The sequence below is a fragment of the Bacteroidota bacterium genome, assembly GCA_016706865.1.
Lineage (GTDB): Bacteria > Bacteroidota > Bacteroidia > Chitinophagales > BACL12 > UBA7236.
The window spans coordinates 720178-734888 of sequence record JADJIS010000003.1; the positions used below are offsets into that span (position 1 = coordinate 720178).

Below are 14711 nucleotides of genomic sequence, written 5' to 3' on the forward strand. Positions count from 1 at the left end.
TAAAGGTATTGATTTTTTGGGAGGATAAATGTTTCAAAATCGTGTTCGTTTAATTTCTACTGCAAGCACATCAGCTGCTTCCGGATTTCTTCTGAACCACATCTCCGGTTCAATAATTTCCAATTCCATAATTGCAAGTTCGCCATTATTATCGCGAAGAATATCCACTCTCGCATATAAGGGAAGTTCAGGACATGCCAGCACAGCATTTTCAGCAAATGTTATTTCCTCTTTTGACGGATGATACTCATGCAGAGTTCCACCAAAATCATCCTGCACACGAAAATCACCTTGTTTGGTTTTTTTTAATACGGCATGCGTAAATTTTCCACCGATCACCATCATTGCAACTTCACCTTTTTCAATAATTTCATTTTGAAATGGTTGTAATAACATTGCCTCTTCCCCGATCAGTTTTTTAAAAATGGATTCGTGTTCCGAAACATTAAATTTATTTAATCGATAGGTATGTCTTGCCGTACCGGAAACAGCTGGTTTTACAATACAATTCTCGATGTTTAAGGATTGAAAAATTTCTGTAAGCGAGGTATTACTTCCCTTTTCTACAAAATGTGTTTCAACTGTATGTATTCCATTATTATTCAGATCAATAAAATAGTGTTTGTCCATATTCCATTTTACCAGTTCCAGCGAATTGATAAAAGTTGTTTGTTTCGAAGTAGTGTTCAGCCATTGTTGAAATTCGTCAAATCGTACAAAATAATCCCAGGTGGTTCTGAAAAATGCATATTGGGTTGAAGTCCAATCAAAATCGGGATCACTCCAGCTTTTGCGGGTTACCCGAAGACCCTGTTTCACCAATGCTGCCGTTAGTATCTTATCATCCAACAAAATATTTTTAATATAATCTGTTTCCACTAAAGGTTCAAAAAATCTGTCCTCTGTAAGTAAAACAATATCGTATTTAAACATGAATTTATTTTTTGCGAAGAAAAAATGCGGATAATGATGTGAGACCACCAATAATTCCCATTATTAATGACGAGACCACAAATAACCAATTATTGCTTTTCAAAGAAAATAAATTCGCTATTTTATCGCTCATCACCGAATCATTTGCCATATCCTTAAAAATATATAATATCATCCAGGTGATAAATACGATCAGTAATCCTGCGAAAAAACTGCGCCCTGCAGATAGATAGGGATGCAATAAAGCGATTATAAATGTTACCGGAGCAAATATCCACCAAAGCGGTATAAAGGTTTGTGCGATAAAACATGTTACAATACCAATCAAAACAGTAATTAAAAAATTCCTCATCCCTTAAATGTTAATGTGAATTTAGCGTTTTTCTTTGCCTCGGTTTCTTCCTGATAAAAATTTAAAATATTGTATTTTCCTGCCGCCCAGGTATCTACAAAATTATCAAAGTAGATAGAACCCGGATTGCCCGATTGTCCTCCGGGATACACGCCATAAGCCTTTATCGGATCAGATAATTCCACCACCATTCTCCAGCTCGGACCATGTGTTTCACTTGTTGCATTTACAATATTTTTATAACCTCCATTGTGAATATCGGTTCTGCTGAATGCAGGTATCTGGCTGATGTGCATGATGTCAGTTCCCTTGTGTAAATACCATATTAATTGAGAGCCATCTTCCTTATTTAAAGAATCAACCGTGGTTATCAAGACATCAAAACTATTTCTGACAATATCCTTAAGAGTTTCTTTATTCTCAGAAGTATTTATCACATCAAAATATTTATAATCTTCCGGGAACGTATTTATAGCATGTGCAGTATTATAAAAATTGGGTTTGACAAAAGCTATTTTTTCATCATACATTTCGTCCCACATTAAGTCGTAGAGGGTATCCCACCAAATTTGAAAATAGGTGGGAGCTAAGGAATCGGCATGATTGTAATAATTCCATTTAGTTAGTGTATTATATACACTAACATAAGATTCTATATGCCTTTCGCTTATTGCAAGGGGATCTATCACTTCACTTATTAATTTAGGTAACACCTCACTCGCCATCATATTAAAATTATTCTGCTGCAGATTTTGCATATCCTCCACAGTGATATTTTGCATTCTGCTCAACTCATTATTTATGACACGATTTCGATAAAATTCAAAATCAAAACTGGTGTAATAATAAGGATAAGTGGAATCGGTAGGATGTTGATTTGCAGAAGAACAAAAACCCCTTGCGGGATTTTTAATTGTCGGGTTTTCTTCATCGGGAATATAGTAATGGTAATCATCATAATTATTGCTACCGTTCATAATAAATCTTCCCTGACCGGGATATTTCATTGGGAATTTTCCTTGTTGGGTAATGGCAATATCACCATTATGAGCACCGAAAATAAAATTTTGTCCCGGACAATCAAAAAAACTTATTGCTTTCCGATAATCATCATAATTTTTTGCACGGTTTAATAAATAAAATGTTTTTACTTCTTCAGAGGGAAGATGTGCTGTCCATCGCATTGCAAGGTTTGCCCTTTGGGTAATTTCCGGATGTTTTTTATCGTCCATGAATTTTTCATCACCTTCGTAAACTACAGGGCCATAATGTGTGTATAATACGGTATCAATAATAGCTTCTCCACCCTTCACCATTATTGTTTCTATTCTTTTGCTGGTCTTTTTCCATGTCTTGTCGTATTTATATTCGTTTTTTGATCCATCCTTAAATTCGATGGTATACCAATCGCGAACATCCACCTGTGCATTTGTAACACCCCATGCAATACTATCATTAAAACCTATCACAATAGCGGGTGCTCCGGGTAAAGAAACACCATAACAATTTACAGAGGGCGAATGTAATTGCACTTCATACCACAAGGAGGGGAGATTTAATTGTAAATGTGGATCATTACATAATATCGGAAATCCGTTTTTTGTTTTGGAGGAATCAACTACCCAGTTATTGGAACCCACCTGATTTTTTTCATGCTGTTGTTCAAAAATATCGATAACCTTTTCGTAATAATTTTGAGAAAAAATAATATCCGGAGTATCACGTGGAATATAAATAAAATCATACTTCTTCTCTGAAGGAATTATCGGATCAATACCCAAGGGCCGATCAGGATATAATAAATTAAAATCCTCTTCGCCTAATAATTTTAATAAATTTGTTGTCTCCAGATCATCATCAAAACCGGTAAGTGTATTTGCCATGTACTTTAATAATAAAGCAGTTTTTAATAAAGTCCAGGGTTCGGGTTTGTAATTAATTAATTTGAATTCAATGGGATATTCCGAGTATTTTATTCTCAAATTATTATCCTTTTCTGAATACCCCAGAAATTCGTTCACTCCATCAGTATATGCTTGTATACAACTCAATAATAAAGGATCTTTTTTAAGTTCTTCCACGGCGATCTCTGCTGCATACACCATTCCTTTTCTGCGTTGTTCCAAATCGTAGGGAATAAATTTTTCACCAAATATTTCACTTAATCGTCCACCCGCAGCACGAGTTTGAATATCCATTTGCCACAATCTGTTTTGTGCCGTTATATATCCCTGTAAAAAATAGAGTGATCTATCATCCTCTGCATAAATATGCGGAACCAGTCTGTCGTCGAAATATACATTTCCTTTAATTTCTTTATTATGAATGATAATTTCTTTAGAACTAAGGTCCTTTTTTGTTTCCCCGTTGCTCATGAAACCATGAACGGGGTCTAATATCTTTCCAAGAGGAGGGAAGGATCCAAATCCATTATTCAGAAAATAAAGGAGTAAAACGGGAATAATAAGGGTAACAATACTTTTAAAATATCGCATAAAAGGTAATTGGGAATAAAATTAGGAATTTCGTTATTACAAAACGAAAAATTTTATCAACCCGAAAACAGCACTTATGCCTATCCACAACATCATATCCACCTTAAAACGATAAAGAGCCATAAACGAAATTGCTATCCAAAGGAGATTTATAAGGTTGAGATCACTGAAATTTATCTCATTAAAAGCATTATGATTTTTATTAAATATTACTGCTTCCGCAAAATAGATGGTAAGGTTTAACACCACACCTGTTACTGCTGCGGTCACAAAACTCAGTATTACTTTAACAGCATTATTCTGTTGCGTTTTTTCAATAAGCGGTGCACCTGCAAAAATGAAAAGAAAACAGGGAAGGAAGGTGTAATATGTTGTGGTTAATAAACCTATGGTTCCCGCTAAAAGAGAATTTCCAAATTGACCATAAGCTCCCATAAAACCCACAAAAGAGAGCACCATAATGAGTGGACCGGGGGTTGTTTCCCCTAAGGCAAGTCCGTCGATCATTTGAAGACTGTTCAGCCAATGAAAATTCTCTACCGCCTGTTGTGCAACATAGGGCAATACAGCATAAGCGCCTCCAAATGTTACAAAAGCAGCTTGTGTAAAAAATAAACTCAGATTTTTCCAAAATACGAAATCAACTGAAAATCCAAAAAAAAGAAGCATTGGTATACACCATAAAAGAAGAAAAATCCCAACCTGCCGGATAAGTTTTAATATATGAAATTCGGTGCCTGGAATTACAGTTGTTGTGGTTAAATAAAAACCTTTTTCCTCCTCTTCTTTTTCGCCATTATTATTTTTTTGTTCAAATAATTTCGGATTTAACCATCTTATTATAAATGCAAGAATTATGGCACTTAAAATGATAAAGGGAAACGGAATATTAAGAAAAAATATCGCAATAAAACTCATTAAAGCAACAACATAATGCAAAACAGTTTTAAGAGATCGTTTCGCAATTTTTATCATGGCAACCAATACAATAGCCACTACTGCGGGTTTTAAACCATCAAATAATGCATACACCCATGGAATATTTCCAAATTGAACATATACAATACTTAAACCCAGTAAAATAAAAATGGAAGGCAAAATAAACAAAAGCCCTGCAGTTAATCCGCCTTTTACGCCGTGTAATAACCATCCGGTATAGGTTGCAAGTTGTTGTGCCTCCGGACCGGGCAAAAGCATACAATAATTAAGAGCGTGTAAAAATTTCTTTTCGCTGATCCATTTTTTCTTTTCCACCAGATATTCATGCATAATTGCGATCTGACCTGCTGGTCCACCAAAACTAATCCAGCCTAATTTCATCCAGAATTGAAAAGCTTCGCGGTATGAGGGTTTAGAAACTTGCTGCACGGCGTAAAAATAGGAATTTGGTATAATAATGTCCTAGTATTTTAGTAGAATGATTTTGGATATATTACAGCCAATTATTATTTTTGTAAAATAAACATAAAAACCATGAAAAAACTCCTCGTTTCAACCTTATTCTGTTGTAATGTAATTTCTTCCTATACACAAACCTGGGAACAGGTTGGAGGTGAAATTAACGGTCATGTTATTTCACTTCAAACATATAATGATAAACTTATGGTAGGCGGAAGTTATACTTCCGTTGGAGGCAATACCAGTTATTTATTATCTGAATGGAATGGAAGTACTTATTCTGATTATAATACGGTTCTGATCGGAGGATCTGATATTTCCGATATGGCGGTTTACGAGGGTAAGTTACTTTGTGCCGGAGATCTTTATGTAAATGCATTTTACGGTCCCGGATTTGTTATGGAATGGAACGGAAGCAGTTTTGATGGCGATGAATATTATATCAATTCAAATATTTACAATATCAGTGTAAATGGTTCCACCTTTTATATTTCGGGGTATTTTACCGAATTTGAAGGAACACCTTTTAATCATGTTGCATTTTGGAATGGCAGTGAATATGAAGCAATAAGTGAAGGATTTGATGGTGCTCCGGGTAATTTTATCATATTTAACGATGAACTAGTGGTTGGCGGAGGTCCTGATGATCTGGGTGTTTCTAAATTCGACGGATTGTATTGGTCGCAATTAGGAGATAACGCTCCGGCAGGTGCCCTTTTGGCAGAATACAAGGGTGAGTTATATGGAGTAAATGGGCTTACAGAACCGGCGAGATATATTTCCAAATTTAATGGAACTTCGTGGGTTGACCTCAATGGAAGCCTTACCGGTGGAGGAAACGGAGCAAGAGCATTATTGGTAGTTGGAGAGTATTTATATGTGGGTGGCGATTTTACGGCTGCAGGTGGAGTTCCTTGCAAAAATGTTGCGCGCTGGGATGGCGAAAATTGGTCAGCAGTAGGGGATGGTACCTTTGGTAATTTCGTTTCTGATCTCGAATATTATAAAGGAAGTTTATACGCTTCTACCTTTGATGTAAGTGGTGAAAATCATTTATTAAAATACAACGGTTTAATTTCTTCGGTTAATGATGAAGTCTCTAATATTTCCATTGATATTTTCCCGAATCCAGTATCTAGTACCTTAAATGTTACCATAGATAATGGGTTTTCCAATTGTGATATAAGTATCAGAAATATTTATGGGCAGATCATTTATACTGCTAATGCTACCTCCGGAAATAACATCATTAATTTTGAAAATTATGCATCCGGATATTATCAGATATGTGTAAGAAGTGGTGACAATGAAGTTTATGAGTCTTTCATAAAAAAATAATACCAAGCTGTTTATTTTTTATGATCAGGATATTTTGTTAGGATATATTTGAAAGATGCCGCGATCAATTTCTTTAAAATATCAAGATCAACATCCGACAATTTTTTGATGTATAAACATGCCACACTCAATTTGTGTTTGCCAAGTAATTTAAAGAGTTCTTCCGAACCGGGAAAATGATTTGCAATATATAAGGTTGTGCTTTGTTTGCGCGGTGAAAACCCCATGAGACAAGCCTCGCCTTCGTGTCCGCTTTCGTATTTATATTTATAACTTCCAAATCCTACAATATTGGAACCATACATTTTTGGTTCCATTTTAGAAATTTCTTTCATCATAGCAAGTATCACTTTACAATCTGCTTTTTGCGATTCATTTTCAATGGAGGAAATGAATTTGGAAACACTTGCATCATTAATCTTTGTCTTTAATTCATATTTCGCCATATCTTAAAATGTCCAGGTTTAAATATCTTAGTTATCTAAATGCAACCTCGTAATTCCTATGTCCTATGTCGTATGTCCTACTTCCTACTTCCACTCCCTCATCACATATTCAACATATGTTTCAATTCCGGAGTTTTATTCCGAAGATCCAAGCCACCTTCATAAATGGATTTTAAATTCACCAGATAAAATGCCCATCCGGAAGCACAACCCAAACGAATTTTTTCTTTAGATCTATCATCGGTAGGGATATTTTTTTGGGTTAGTTCAACAATAGTATGATCACCTGAAATTGTAAGTCTGATCTCCACTTCACAATCTTCCGCAAAGGAAAAACGCAAGAGATCTTTATTATTTGCCTCAATGATCTTTCCATGTTCGGTAATAGGATATAAATGCCAATCCCAGGCATAAGTGTAACCTGTTTGTGTTTGTGAATTGGGGTCGATCATATTCTGATATTCATCAAAATAAACGGCATTGGATAAAAACCATCTTTCCAATTCGCCTGATTTTGCCCAGGCTGAATACATGGTGGTAATGTCGCATTTAACAGCGATTCTCTGTGTAAATCTTGTCCAGTCAAAGTTTTGCATATAAAACTTTTTAGGATACTAAAATAATAACTTTTTCGAAAATTAAAAAAAATCGATCAGCTTTCTTTTTTCTTCAGTGTCCGATAATCAAGATAATACACAAGTTTGAGTGATAAACCATTAGATTGTGGAGTTTCGAAAGTTTTTTTGCAATTCGCAAAATAATCATCCTCGCTGATGCCATCCGTTTGGAAGATATTATTTTTCCATATTATATTTAAAAAACTACCGGGAGCAAATTCCCATGCATACACAAAATCCACATTAAATATATTGAAATTAATATCGCTGTTTTCGTCATATTCAGTTGGCCCTAAATTGCCATCTTCCAAAAGGGTGTAATATTCCAGATATACCACCTTGCCCCAATAATCTCTGGCACGTGCTATAATATTCATTTTTGGTCCGAAAATATATTTGAATGATAATTGGTGATCTACAGTAGTAACATTTCTTCTGCCGAAAATAATATCATCCGCATAAAAATCTACAAAACCAAAATTGCTGTGATCCTTACTCAAACTAATGGAATGATTAAGCGAAAATTTATCGCTGAGATTCCACGCAATGTATTGTCCCCCACCTATATATGGATCATTTTTAATTGGTGATTCACCGCCACTAATTTCCCAACTTATAGAAAGATCTTTTCTATAATCTGACCCACCCCACATACTGATAAATGCATACGGAGCGTGATAATATTTTGCGCCATCCACACGTGGTTCGTAAAAATCGTACCACCACAAAGGTTTCGAATAAAAATTTAATCCGGCGTTCCAGAAATTTTTAAACTGTCCGTTAAATCCAAGATTAAAGTTCACTTCCTGATATGCCAAAGGTTCTGCCTGAAGATTATATCCAAATCCTCCCCATGCATTATAATTAAAAAATATTCCCTTTACAGGTTCCTGGTTGTTATAATTAAATCCAAAGAAATTATTGATGATATTATTTCCATATTGAATTCCCATATCTGTGTGATCGTAAGTTTTACTTACCATCGAATGGCTTGCATTAAAATTCCATTTTCCGGTGAATTGTGATACTCCAAAAATATAATTATATCCATTGGTATTTTCATTTTCCACTTCACCGCTAACATTGGTTACCGGTGTAAATACCTGACTGAAATTTCCAAATCCCCAGGCGTTCCAATTGTGTTTTTCATTGGTGATGTCGTATAAGAACTGTGAAACATTCGCATCGCGATATAAGCCGTCGCGCATGGTATTGGTATTGGTAAAACTCACTTTGGAATTATTTTTAAGTGATTGTTCAAATACCACCATATTATAATTTGTGAGGGGACTGGTTAAAATTTCTCTTTCCTCACCACTTATTGTGTCTTTTATTACTGCAACTTCCTGCGCAGCTACCGCATTAAAAATTCCTATACCTAAATTTTTATCTGTACGACCTGAAAATTTGGTTGCATTATATAAACTTGTTTCGTAGGGATTGGAAATTACCTCTTCATTATCGTTGAGCAAATAAGGAATATCATAATAAAATTGTGGAGTTCCACCAATGCGGCGGGAATAAAATAATTTATCTCCCAAAAAACTAAATGTCTGATTAAATATTTCTGTTCCCTCGGTAAAAAATGGACGACGTTCATCAAATTGTTGCTCAAAAGGAGAGAGGTTTAATATCACATTATCACTTTGCACTTCCCCAAAATTAGGAATGAGTGTTGCATCTAAAGTGAAACTTTCGTTGATACCATATTTAACATCCAACCCCCCATTTAAAATTTTTGCACTTTCATATTTTACGGGTTCATAACTTATGGGAGTCCATTGATTACCTGTATTTATATAAGGTGAAAATGACAATCGCAGGGGAGGAGTAATTTTTTCCAGACCCAAATAGCTTCCCCACTGATTTATTACACCATAAATTTTAGGATCAACGGGACTCCATAAAATATATTCTCCGGTTTTATTCACACTGCGGTTAAATTGTAATCCCCAATTTTGCACTTCTGTTGTAGGAAAACGAATTGCAGAATATGGAATTTTGATCTCACATATCCATCCATTTTCCGTAATGGAAACTTCACTTTCCCAAACTGCATCCCAACTCAGATCATTATTACTGTTTAATGAAATACGCTGGTCATTTTGAACGCCGGCTGCAGAAACAATGAACCGATACCCATTCAGATCATCATCATAAGTATCCAAACCAACTGTAAAATTATCTGCGTTGGATTGTCCATCGCGTTCGCTTAATTGTGTATTGATATTGGCAGGCACAGAATCATATAACATGGCGCCGATATAAATTGCGGTATTGTCGTAAACAACTTTCACTTCCGTTTTGCGGGTAGGCACTTTGCCATATTCCGGTAACCATGTAATATCGAGGGTTGCAACAGGTAAATTTTTCCAAACCCCATCATCCAGTTTCCCATCTATTTTGGGAGGATTTGTAATTTTTGTTGATTGTAAAGAAGGTCGTTGAATGGTATCCTGTGCAAAAATAGTTTCGCCGGTTACCAGAAAACTGACCAAAAAAAAGAGTGGAGAAAGTGAGTTGCGCATTTATTCCGTTTGAGTATGACACAAAGAAACATTATTCAAATGTTTAAATAAGTTAAGGGGGAAATTTATTCGGTTAATATGGGGTTAATATATGTTAAGGGTGGGGAGTCGTAGGCGCAGTCTCAGTCACAGTCGCGGTCGCAGTAACCAGTCAACAGTGGGCAGTGGGCAGTGGCAGTAACCAGTCAACAGTGGGCAGTGGGCAGTTTGAACCATTGAAAGATATTGCTTCGAATTGAATAAGGGAATAATAAATAACAATCAAGAAATAAAAAATTTAAATCGGAACCTAACCCTGAAACTTTTGCTAACGATGGAAACCAGTAACCAGTCAACAGTGGGCAGTGGGCAGTTTGAAGCATTGAAAGATATTGCTTCGAATTGGACGGGGAATAAAAAATAACGATCAAGAAATAAAAAATTTAAATCGGTACCTAACCCTGAAACTTTTGCTAACGATGGAAACCAGTAACCAGTCAACAGTGGACAGTGGGCAGTTTGAACCATTGAAAGATATTGCTTCGAATTGGACGGGGAATAAAAAATAACGATCAAGAAATAAAAAATTTATATCGGAACCTAACCCTGAAACTTTTGCTAACGATGGAAACCAGTAACCAGTCAACAGTGGGCAGTGGGCAGTGGGCAGTTTGAAGCATTGTAAGATATTCCTTCGAATTGAAAAGAGGAATAATAAATAACGATCAAGAAAGTAAAAATTTAAATCGGAACCTAACCCTGCAACTTTTGCTAACCATGTAAACTTTTGCAAACCCAGAACACGGAACCCAGAACTCAGAACTCAGAACCCAGAACTCAGAACTCAGAACTGAAACATGTAGTGATCGACGCAGGAGATCTACTACATGTCAGAACTCAGAACAACAGTTTATCTTTGCAACAATGTATAAAATGTTACTCAAACCGTTTTTTTTTCTCTTTTCACCTGAAACTGCACATGGTATGGCTTTGGGATTGTTTAGGATGGCACTGTGGATACCGGGATATGGATATTTTCATGATAGATATTATTTGAAAGGTGGGGAAGGAATGGAGAAAAAGGTGTTTGGTATTTCGTTTAAAAATCCTATAGGTCTGGCCGCGGGATTTGATAAAAATGGAGCATATATTCCATTGATGGCGCGACTTGGTTTTGGGCATATTGAAATTGGAACAGTTACGCCCTTGGCGCAACCGGGAAATGATAAACCGAGGTTGTTCAGATTAAAAAAGGATGAGGCGCTTATTAATCGCATGGGTTTTAATAACGATGGGGTAGAGATGATGGTGAAAAATCTGAAAAAAACTTCTACCGTAAATGCAAGAAATAAATACAAGGTAATTATAGGTGGAAATATCGGTAAAAATAAAACCACTCCAAATGAAAATGCATGGCAGGATTATGTGATATGTTTTGAAAAATTATTTGATCATGTGGATTATTTTGTGGTAAATGTTTCTTCTCCCAATACACCGGGATTGCGTGAATTGCAGGAGAAAGAACCGTTAAAGAATATTATAAATAAGTTGCAGGAAATAAATAATCGGAAGGGTTCACCAAAACCCATATTATTAAAAATTGCTCCGGATCTTACCACCGAACAATTAAAGGATATTGTGGAGATAGTTCGTGAAACAAAATTGTCGGGTGTAATTGCTACCAATACAACTATTGATAGAACTGAACTGCAAACACCGGCATCTGAAATAGAAAAAATCGGTGCTGGGGGATTGAGTGGTAAACCTCTGACAAAACGCTCCAACGAAGTGTTGTGGTTTTTGAGAAGGGAATTGGGAAATGATATTCCGCTGATTGGTGTTGGAGGAATTACGGATCACAACGATGTAACCGAAAAAATAAACCGGGGAGCAAATCTTGTGCAGATATATACTGGCTTGGTGTATGAGGGGCAGGGGATCGTAAGGGACGTTATTCGTAAAATGACCTTTTAAGAAATTTTCAATTTGTTAATTGTCAATTTGGTAAATTATTTGCTTCGATTTAATTGAATGATTTTTTCTACTAATATAAATCAAATGATATGTAAAGGAGTGAAATAAATTTTTACTACTACTGCCCAATTACCAAATTAAATCAAATGATATGTAAAGGAGTGAAATAAATTTTTACTAATAGTGCCCAATTACCAAATTGACAATTAACAAATTAACAAATGTTTAAGCAGCTTTCGGTGCATCAACAAATTTTTTGTGTTTGCCACTGAGTTTTCCAAAGAAAATGATGACAGGAAAAATTACCTTTTTTACAAATGAGGGAATTACTAAAACATCGAATTCGCTTTTGTATTTGGTAATTAAATATGCGGCATCAAAACCTCCGGGCTGGCCGTTACCTTCGTCCATTAAACGGTAAATATTTTCAAGGTAGTAAATGATGTTATTGGCAGGACTTATCCAGCCGGTGCATTTTAAAACAGTATCACCTGCGTTCCAGAAGCGGTGATAGATTCCGGCTTTAAATTCAATGGTAGTGCCAACCTCACCAAATTGTTCCTCCCCACCAAGTACCTGAAATCCAATTCTGCCTTCTTTAACGGTGAGAGATTCATCCTGTTTAAAATGTACGTGCATAACAGGTCCGCAGCCTGGTGCAACTTCATTTTCCACTAATAATTTCTCTTTGCCATTTTCATGGATAATGTTTAAAAAGGTGAGTTTTTCACCGTGTTTGTTTTGGATGCTGTGTGGAAGTTTGTATTGTTTCATAGTTGTTGTAATTTTGGACAATGTCCAAAGATAAGGAAATAATTAGGACAATGTCCAAAAAAAGTGAGAAAAAAAATCTGATACTGCATCATGCCCTCAAACTTTTTAATGAAAATGGTATTGAATATGTAGGAATGCGCGAAATAGCAGCTGATCTTGGTTTTCGGGTAGGAAATATCACATACTATTTTCCAACCAAAAATGATATCATTGAAGGATTAACCGCCGAATTGGTTGAATTGAACTCCAGAGTCATCGTACCTGTAACTGGCCTTACAATTACCGGATTTATGGATATGTATTCCAGGGTGTTTGAAAATCAATATGAATACCGGTGTTTATTTATAAATTTTATTCACCATCTGGAACAGAACAAAAAGTTTGAACAGGAGTATTTGTCGAGGCAGGAGAAAAGGTATGAGACCCTTCGTAATAATATGATGGAATTATCCGCAAATAACTATTTAAAATCGAAGGTAGATGCCGAAAAAATGGAACACATGGTATCAGGAATTGGATTTATTTCCAGATTTTGGTTGTCGGAGGCGCGGGTAAAGTTCAAAAAGGCTCCCAAAAAGGTTCTTTTCCAGCATTATTTGGCTTTATTGGCAAATTTTATAATGCCTTATTGCAACGATAAAGGCAAAAAAGAAATAAAGGAATTTATAACCAAGCTTTAAACAGGCTCAATCACAACTTATTCGAACTTTCCAGCCCTCAAAATTGTAACTTTGTGCACAGTTATGTCGAAAAACGGAAAGATATTAGTTGCCATGAGCGGTGGAATTGACAGCACCGTTACTGCCATACTCTTACATGAACAAGGGTATGAAGTGGTAGGTATCACCATGAAAACATGGGATTATGCAACAAGCGGGGGAAGTAAAAAGGAGACGGGTTGCTGCAGTTTGGATTCGATTAATGATGCAAGACAAATAGCAGTCGAAAAGCAATTCCATCATTTTATAGTAGATATACGCGAGGAATTCGGTGATTATGTTATTGATAATTTCGTGGATGAATATCTTGCGGGAAGAACTCCAAATCCTTGTGTGCTTTGCAATACACATATAAAATGGGAGGCATTATTAAAACGCGCCGATCAAATGGATTGCGAATTTATTGCCACCGGTCATTACGCACAGGTAAATAAAAATCCTGAAAATGGGCGTCATTTTATTTCTAAAGGTCTTGATGAAAATAAAGATCAGAGTTATGTTTTATGGGGATTAAATGAAGCTTGTATGGCTCGCACAAAATTTCCTGTGGGAAATATACGCAAATCGGAAATTCGAAACATGGCAAGGGAAATGGGTTATGTAGACCTTGCAAATAAAGCAGAGAGTTATGAAATTTGTTTTGTTCCGGATAATGACTATCGCGGATTTTTGAAAAGAAGAGTGGACGGTCTGGAAGAAAAAGTGGACGGCGGATTATTTGTGGATGCGGAAGGAAAGGTTTTAGGAAAACATAAGGGTTATCCTTTTTATACCATTGGTCAGAGAAAAGGTTTGGGAATTGCCTTAGGTGAACCCTATTTTGTCACTGAAATTGATCCAATAACAAATGTGGTGGTATTGGGAAAAGAAGATGCTTTATTCAGAAATGGAATGTTCGTTCATCATCTTAATTTGCAGAAATACGATACTTTGCCTTTGGGGTATGATGCAATAACCAAGATCCGTTATAAAAATGCGGGAACAGAAAGTGTTTTATTTCTGGAGGATAAAGATCTTATGCGAATTGAATTTGAACATAATGTGAGTGCAATTACGCCCGGACAAAGTGCAGTATTTTATGAAGGAAATGATGTAATTGGAGGAGGTCATATTTTGAGTTCATTCAGATCGGAAAATTAAATTTAAAAGAATTATTAA

The 14711-nt window shown here is 35.8% G+C and carries 12 protein-coding genes; 4 read left to right on the forward strand and 8 right to left on the reverse strand.

From position 1 onward, the window contains the following. Window positions 1–33: 33 nt before the first annotated feature. From IPI31_12585 to chrA, 4 genes are read right to left on the reverse strand one after another with little or no spacing between them, the layout of a single operon-like run. A complete protein-coding gene (locus IPI31_12585; GenBank protein ID MBK7568649.1) occupies window positions 34–933 on the reverse strand; it encodes a hypothetical protein in 900 nt (299 codons plus the stop codon). Window positions 934–937: 4 nt separating this feature from the next. Continuing rightward, a complete protein-coding gene (locus IPI31_12590; GenBank protein MBK7568650.1) occupies window positions 938–1285 on the reverse strand; it encodes a hypothetical protein in 348 nt (115 codons plus the stop codon). Next, window positions 1282–3780 (reverse strand): penicillin acylase family protein, encoded by a 2499-nt coding sequence (locus IPI31_12595; GenBank protein MBK7568651.1) that lies wholly within the window; start codon window positions 3778–3780, stop codon window positions 1282–1284. The genes IPI31_12590 and IPI31_12595 overlap by 4 nt, the downstream gene beginning before the upstream one ends. A gap of 36 nt (window positions 3781–3816) precedes the next feature. Continuing rightward, window positions 3817–5100: a chromate efflux transporter gene (chrA, locus tag IPI31_12600; protein MBK7568652.1), complete on the reverse strand. Its 1284-nt coding sequence runs from the start codon at window positions 5098–5100 to the stop codon at window positions 3817–3819. Between the two features lie 153 nt (window positions 5101–5253). Between chrA and IPI31_12605 the strand changes: the two genes are divergently transcribed. Continuing rightward, on the forward strand, window positions 5254–6516 hold the full coding sequence (locus tag IPI31_12605) for a T9SS type A sorting domain-containing protein (GenBank protein MBK7568653.1): 1263 nt from the start codon (window positions 5254–5256) through the stop codon (window positions 6514–6516). A gap of 11 nt (window positions 6517–6527) precedes the next feature. Here the strand turns inward: IPI31_12605 and IPI31_12610 are convergent, their stop codons facing one another. The 3 genes from IPI31_12610 to IPI31_12620 all read right to left on the reverse strand — a co-directional run bounded on the left by IPI31_12610 (window position 6528) and on the right by IPI31_12620 (window position 10107). Continuing rightward, window positions 6528–6962 (reverse strand): DUF1801 domain-containing protein, encoded by a 435-nt coding sequence (locus IPI31_12610; GenBank protein MBK7568654.1) that lies wholly within the window; start codon window positions 6960–6962, stop codon window positions 6528–6530. Between the two features lie 101 nt (window positions 6963–7063). Continuing rightward, window positions 7064–7558 carry an SRPBCC domain-containing protein gene (locus tag IPI31_12615; GenBank protein ID MBK7568655.1) on the reverse strand — a complete coding sequence of 165 codons (495 nt, stop codon included), beginning with the start codon at window positions 7556–7558 and terminating at the stop codon, window positions 7064–7066. A gap of 56 nt (window positions 7559–7614) precedes the next feature. Next, complete coding sequence (locus tag IPI31_12620; GenBank protein ID MBK7568656.1) at window positions 7615–10107, reverse strand: carbohydrate binding family 9 domain-containing protein; 2493 nt, start codon at window positions 10105–10107, stop codon at window positions 7615–7617. 903 nt (window positions 10108–11010) lie between these two features. Between IPI31_12620 and IPI31_12625 the strand changes: the two genes are divergently transcribed. Continuing rightward, a complete protein-coding gene (locus IPI31_12625) occupies window positions 11011–12060 on the forward strand; it encodes a quinone-dependent dihydroorotate dehydrogenase (GenBank protein ID MBK7568657.1) in 1050 nt (349 codons plus the stop codon). 225 nt (window positions 12061–12285) lie between these two features. On the opposite strand, the gene IPI31_12630 is transcribed toward IPI31_12625, so the two are convergent. Then, window positions 12286–12834 (reverse strand): cupin domain-containing protein, encoded by a 549-nt coding sequence (locus IPI31_12630; GenBank protein MBK7568658.1) that lies wholly within the window; start codon window positions 12832–12834, stop codon window positions 12286–12288. A 50-nt stretch (window positions 12835–12884) separates the two neighbouring features. Between IPI31_12630 and IPI31_12635 the strand changes: the two genes are divergently transcribed. Both IPI31_12635 and mnmA read left to right on the forward strand, forming a co-directional pair. Then, window positions 12885–13514 carry a TetR family transcriptional regulator gene (locus IPI31_12635; GenBank protein ID MBK7568659.1) on the forward strand — a complete coding sequence of 210 codons (630 nt, stop codon included), beginning with the start codon at window positions 12885–12887 and terminating at the stop codon, window positions 13512–13514. Between the two features lie 63 nt (window positions 13515–13577). Then, the gene (mnmA, locus tag IPI31_12640; protein ID MBK7568660.1) at window positions 13578–14693 is read left to right on the forward strand and encodes a tRNA 2-thiouridine(34) synthase MnmA; all 1116 of its coding nucleotides are present in this window, start codon (window positions 13578–13580) and stop codon (window positions 14691–14693) included. Window positions 14694–14711: the final 18 nt, after the last annotated feature.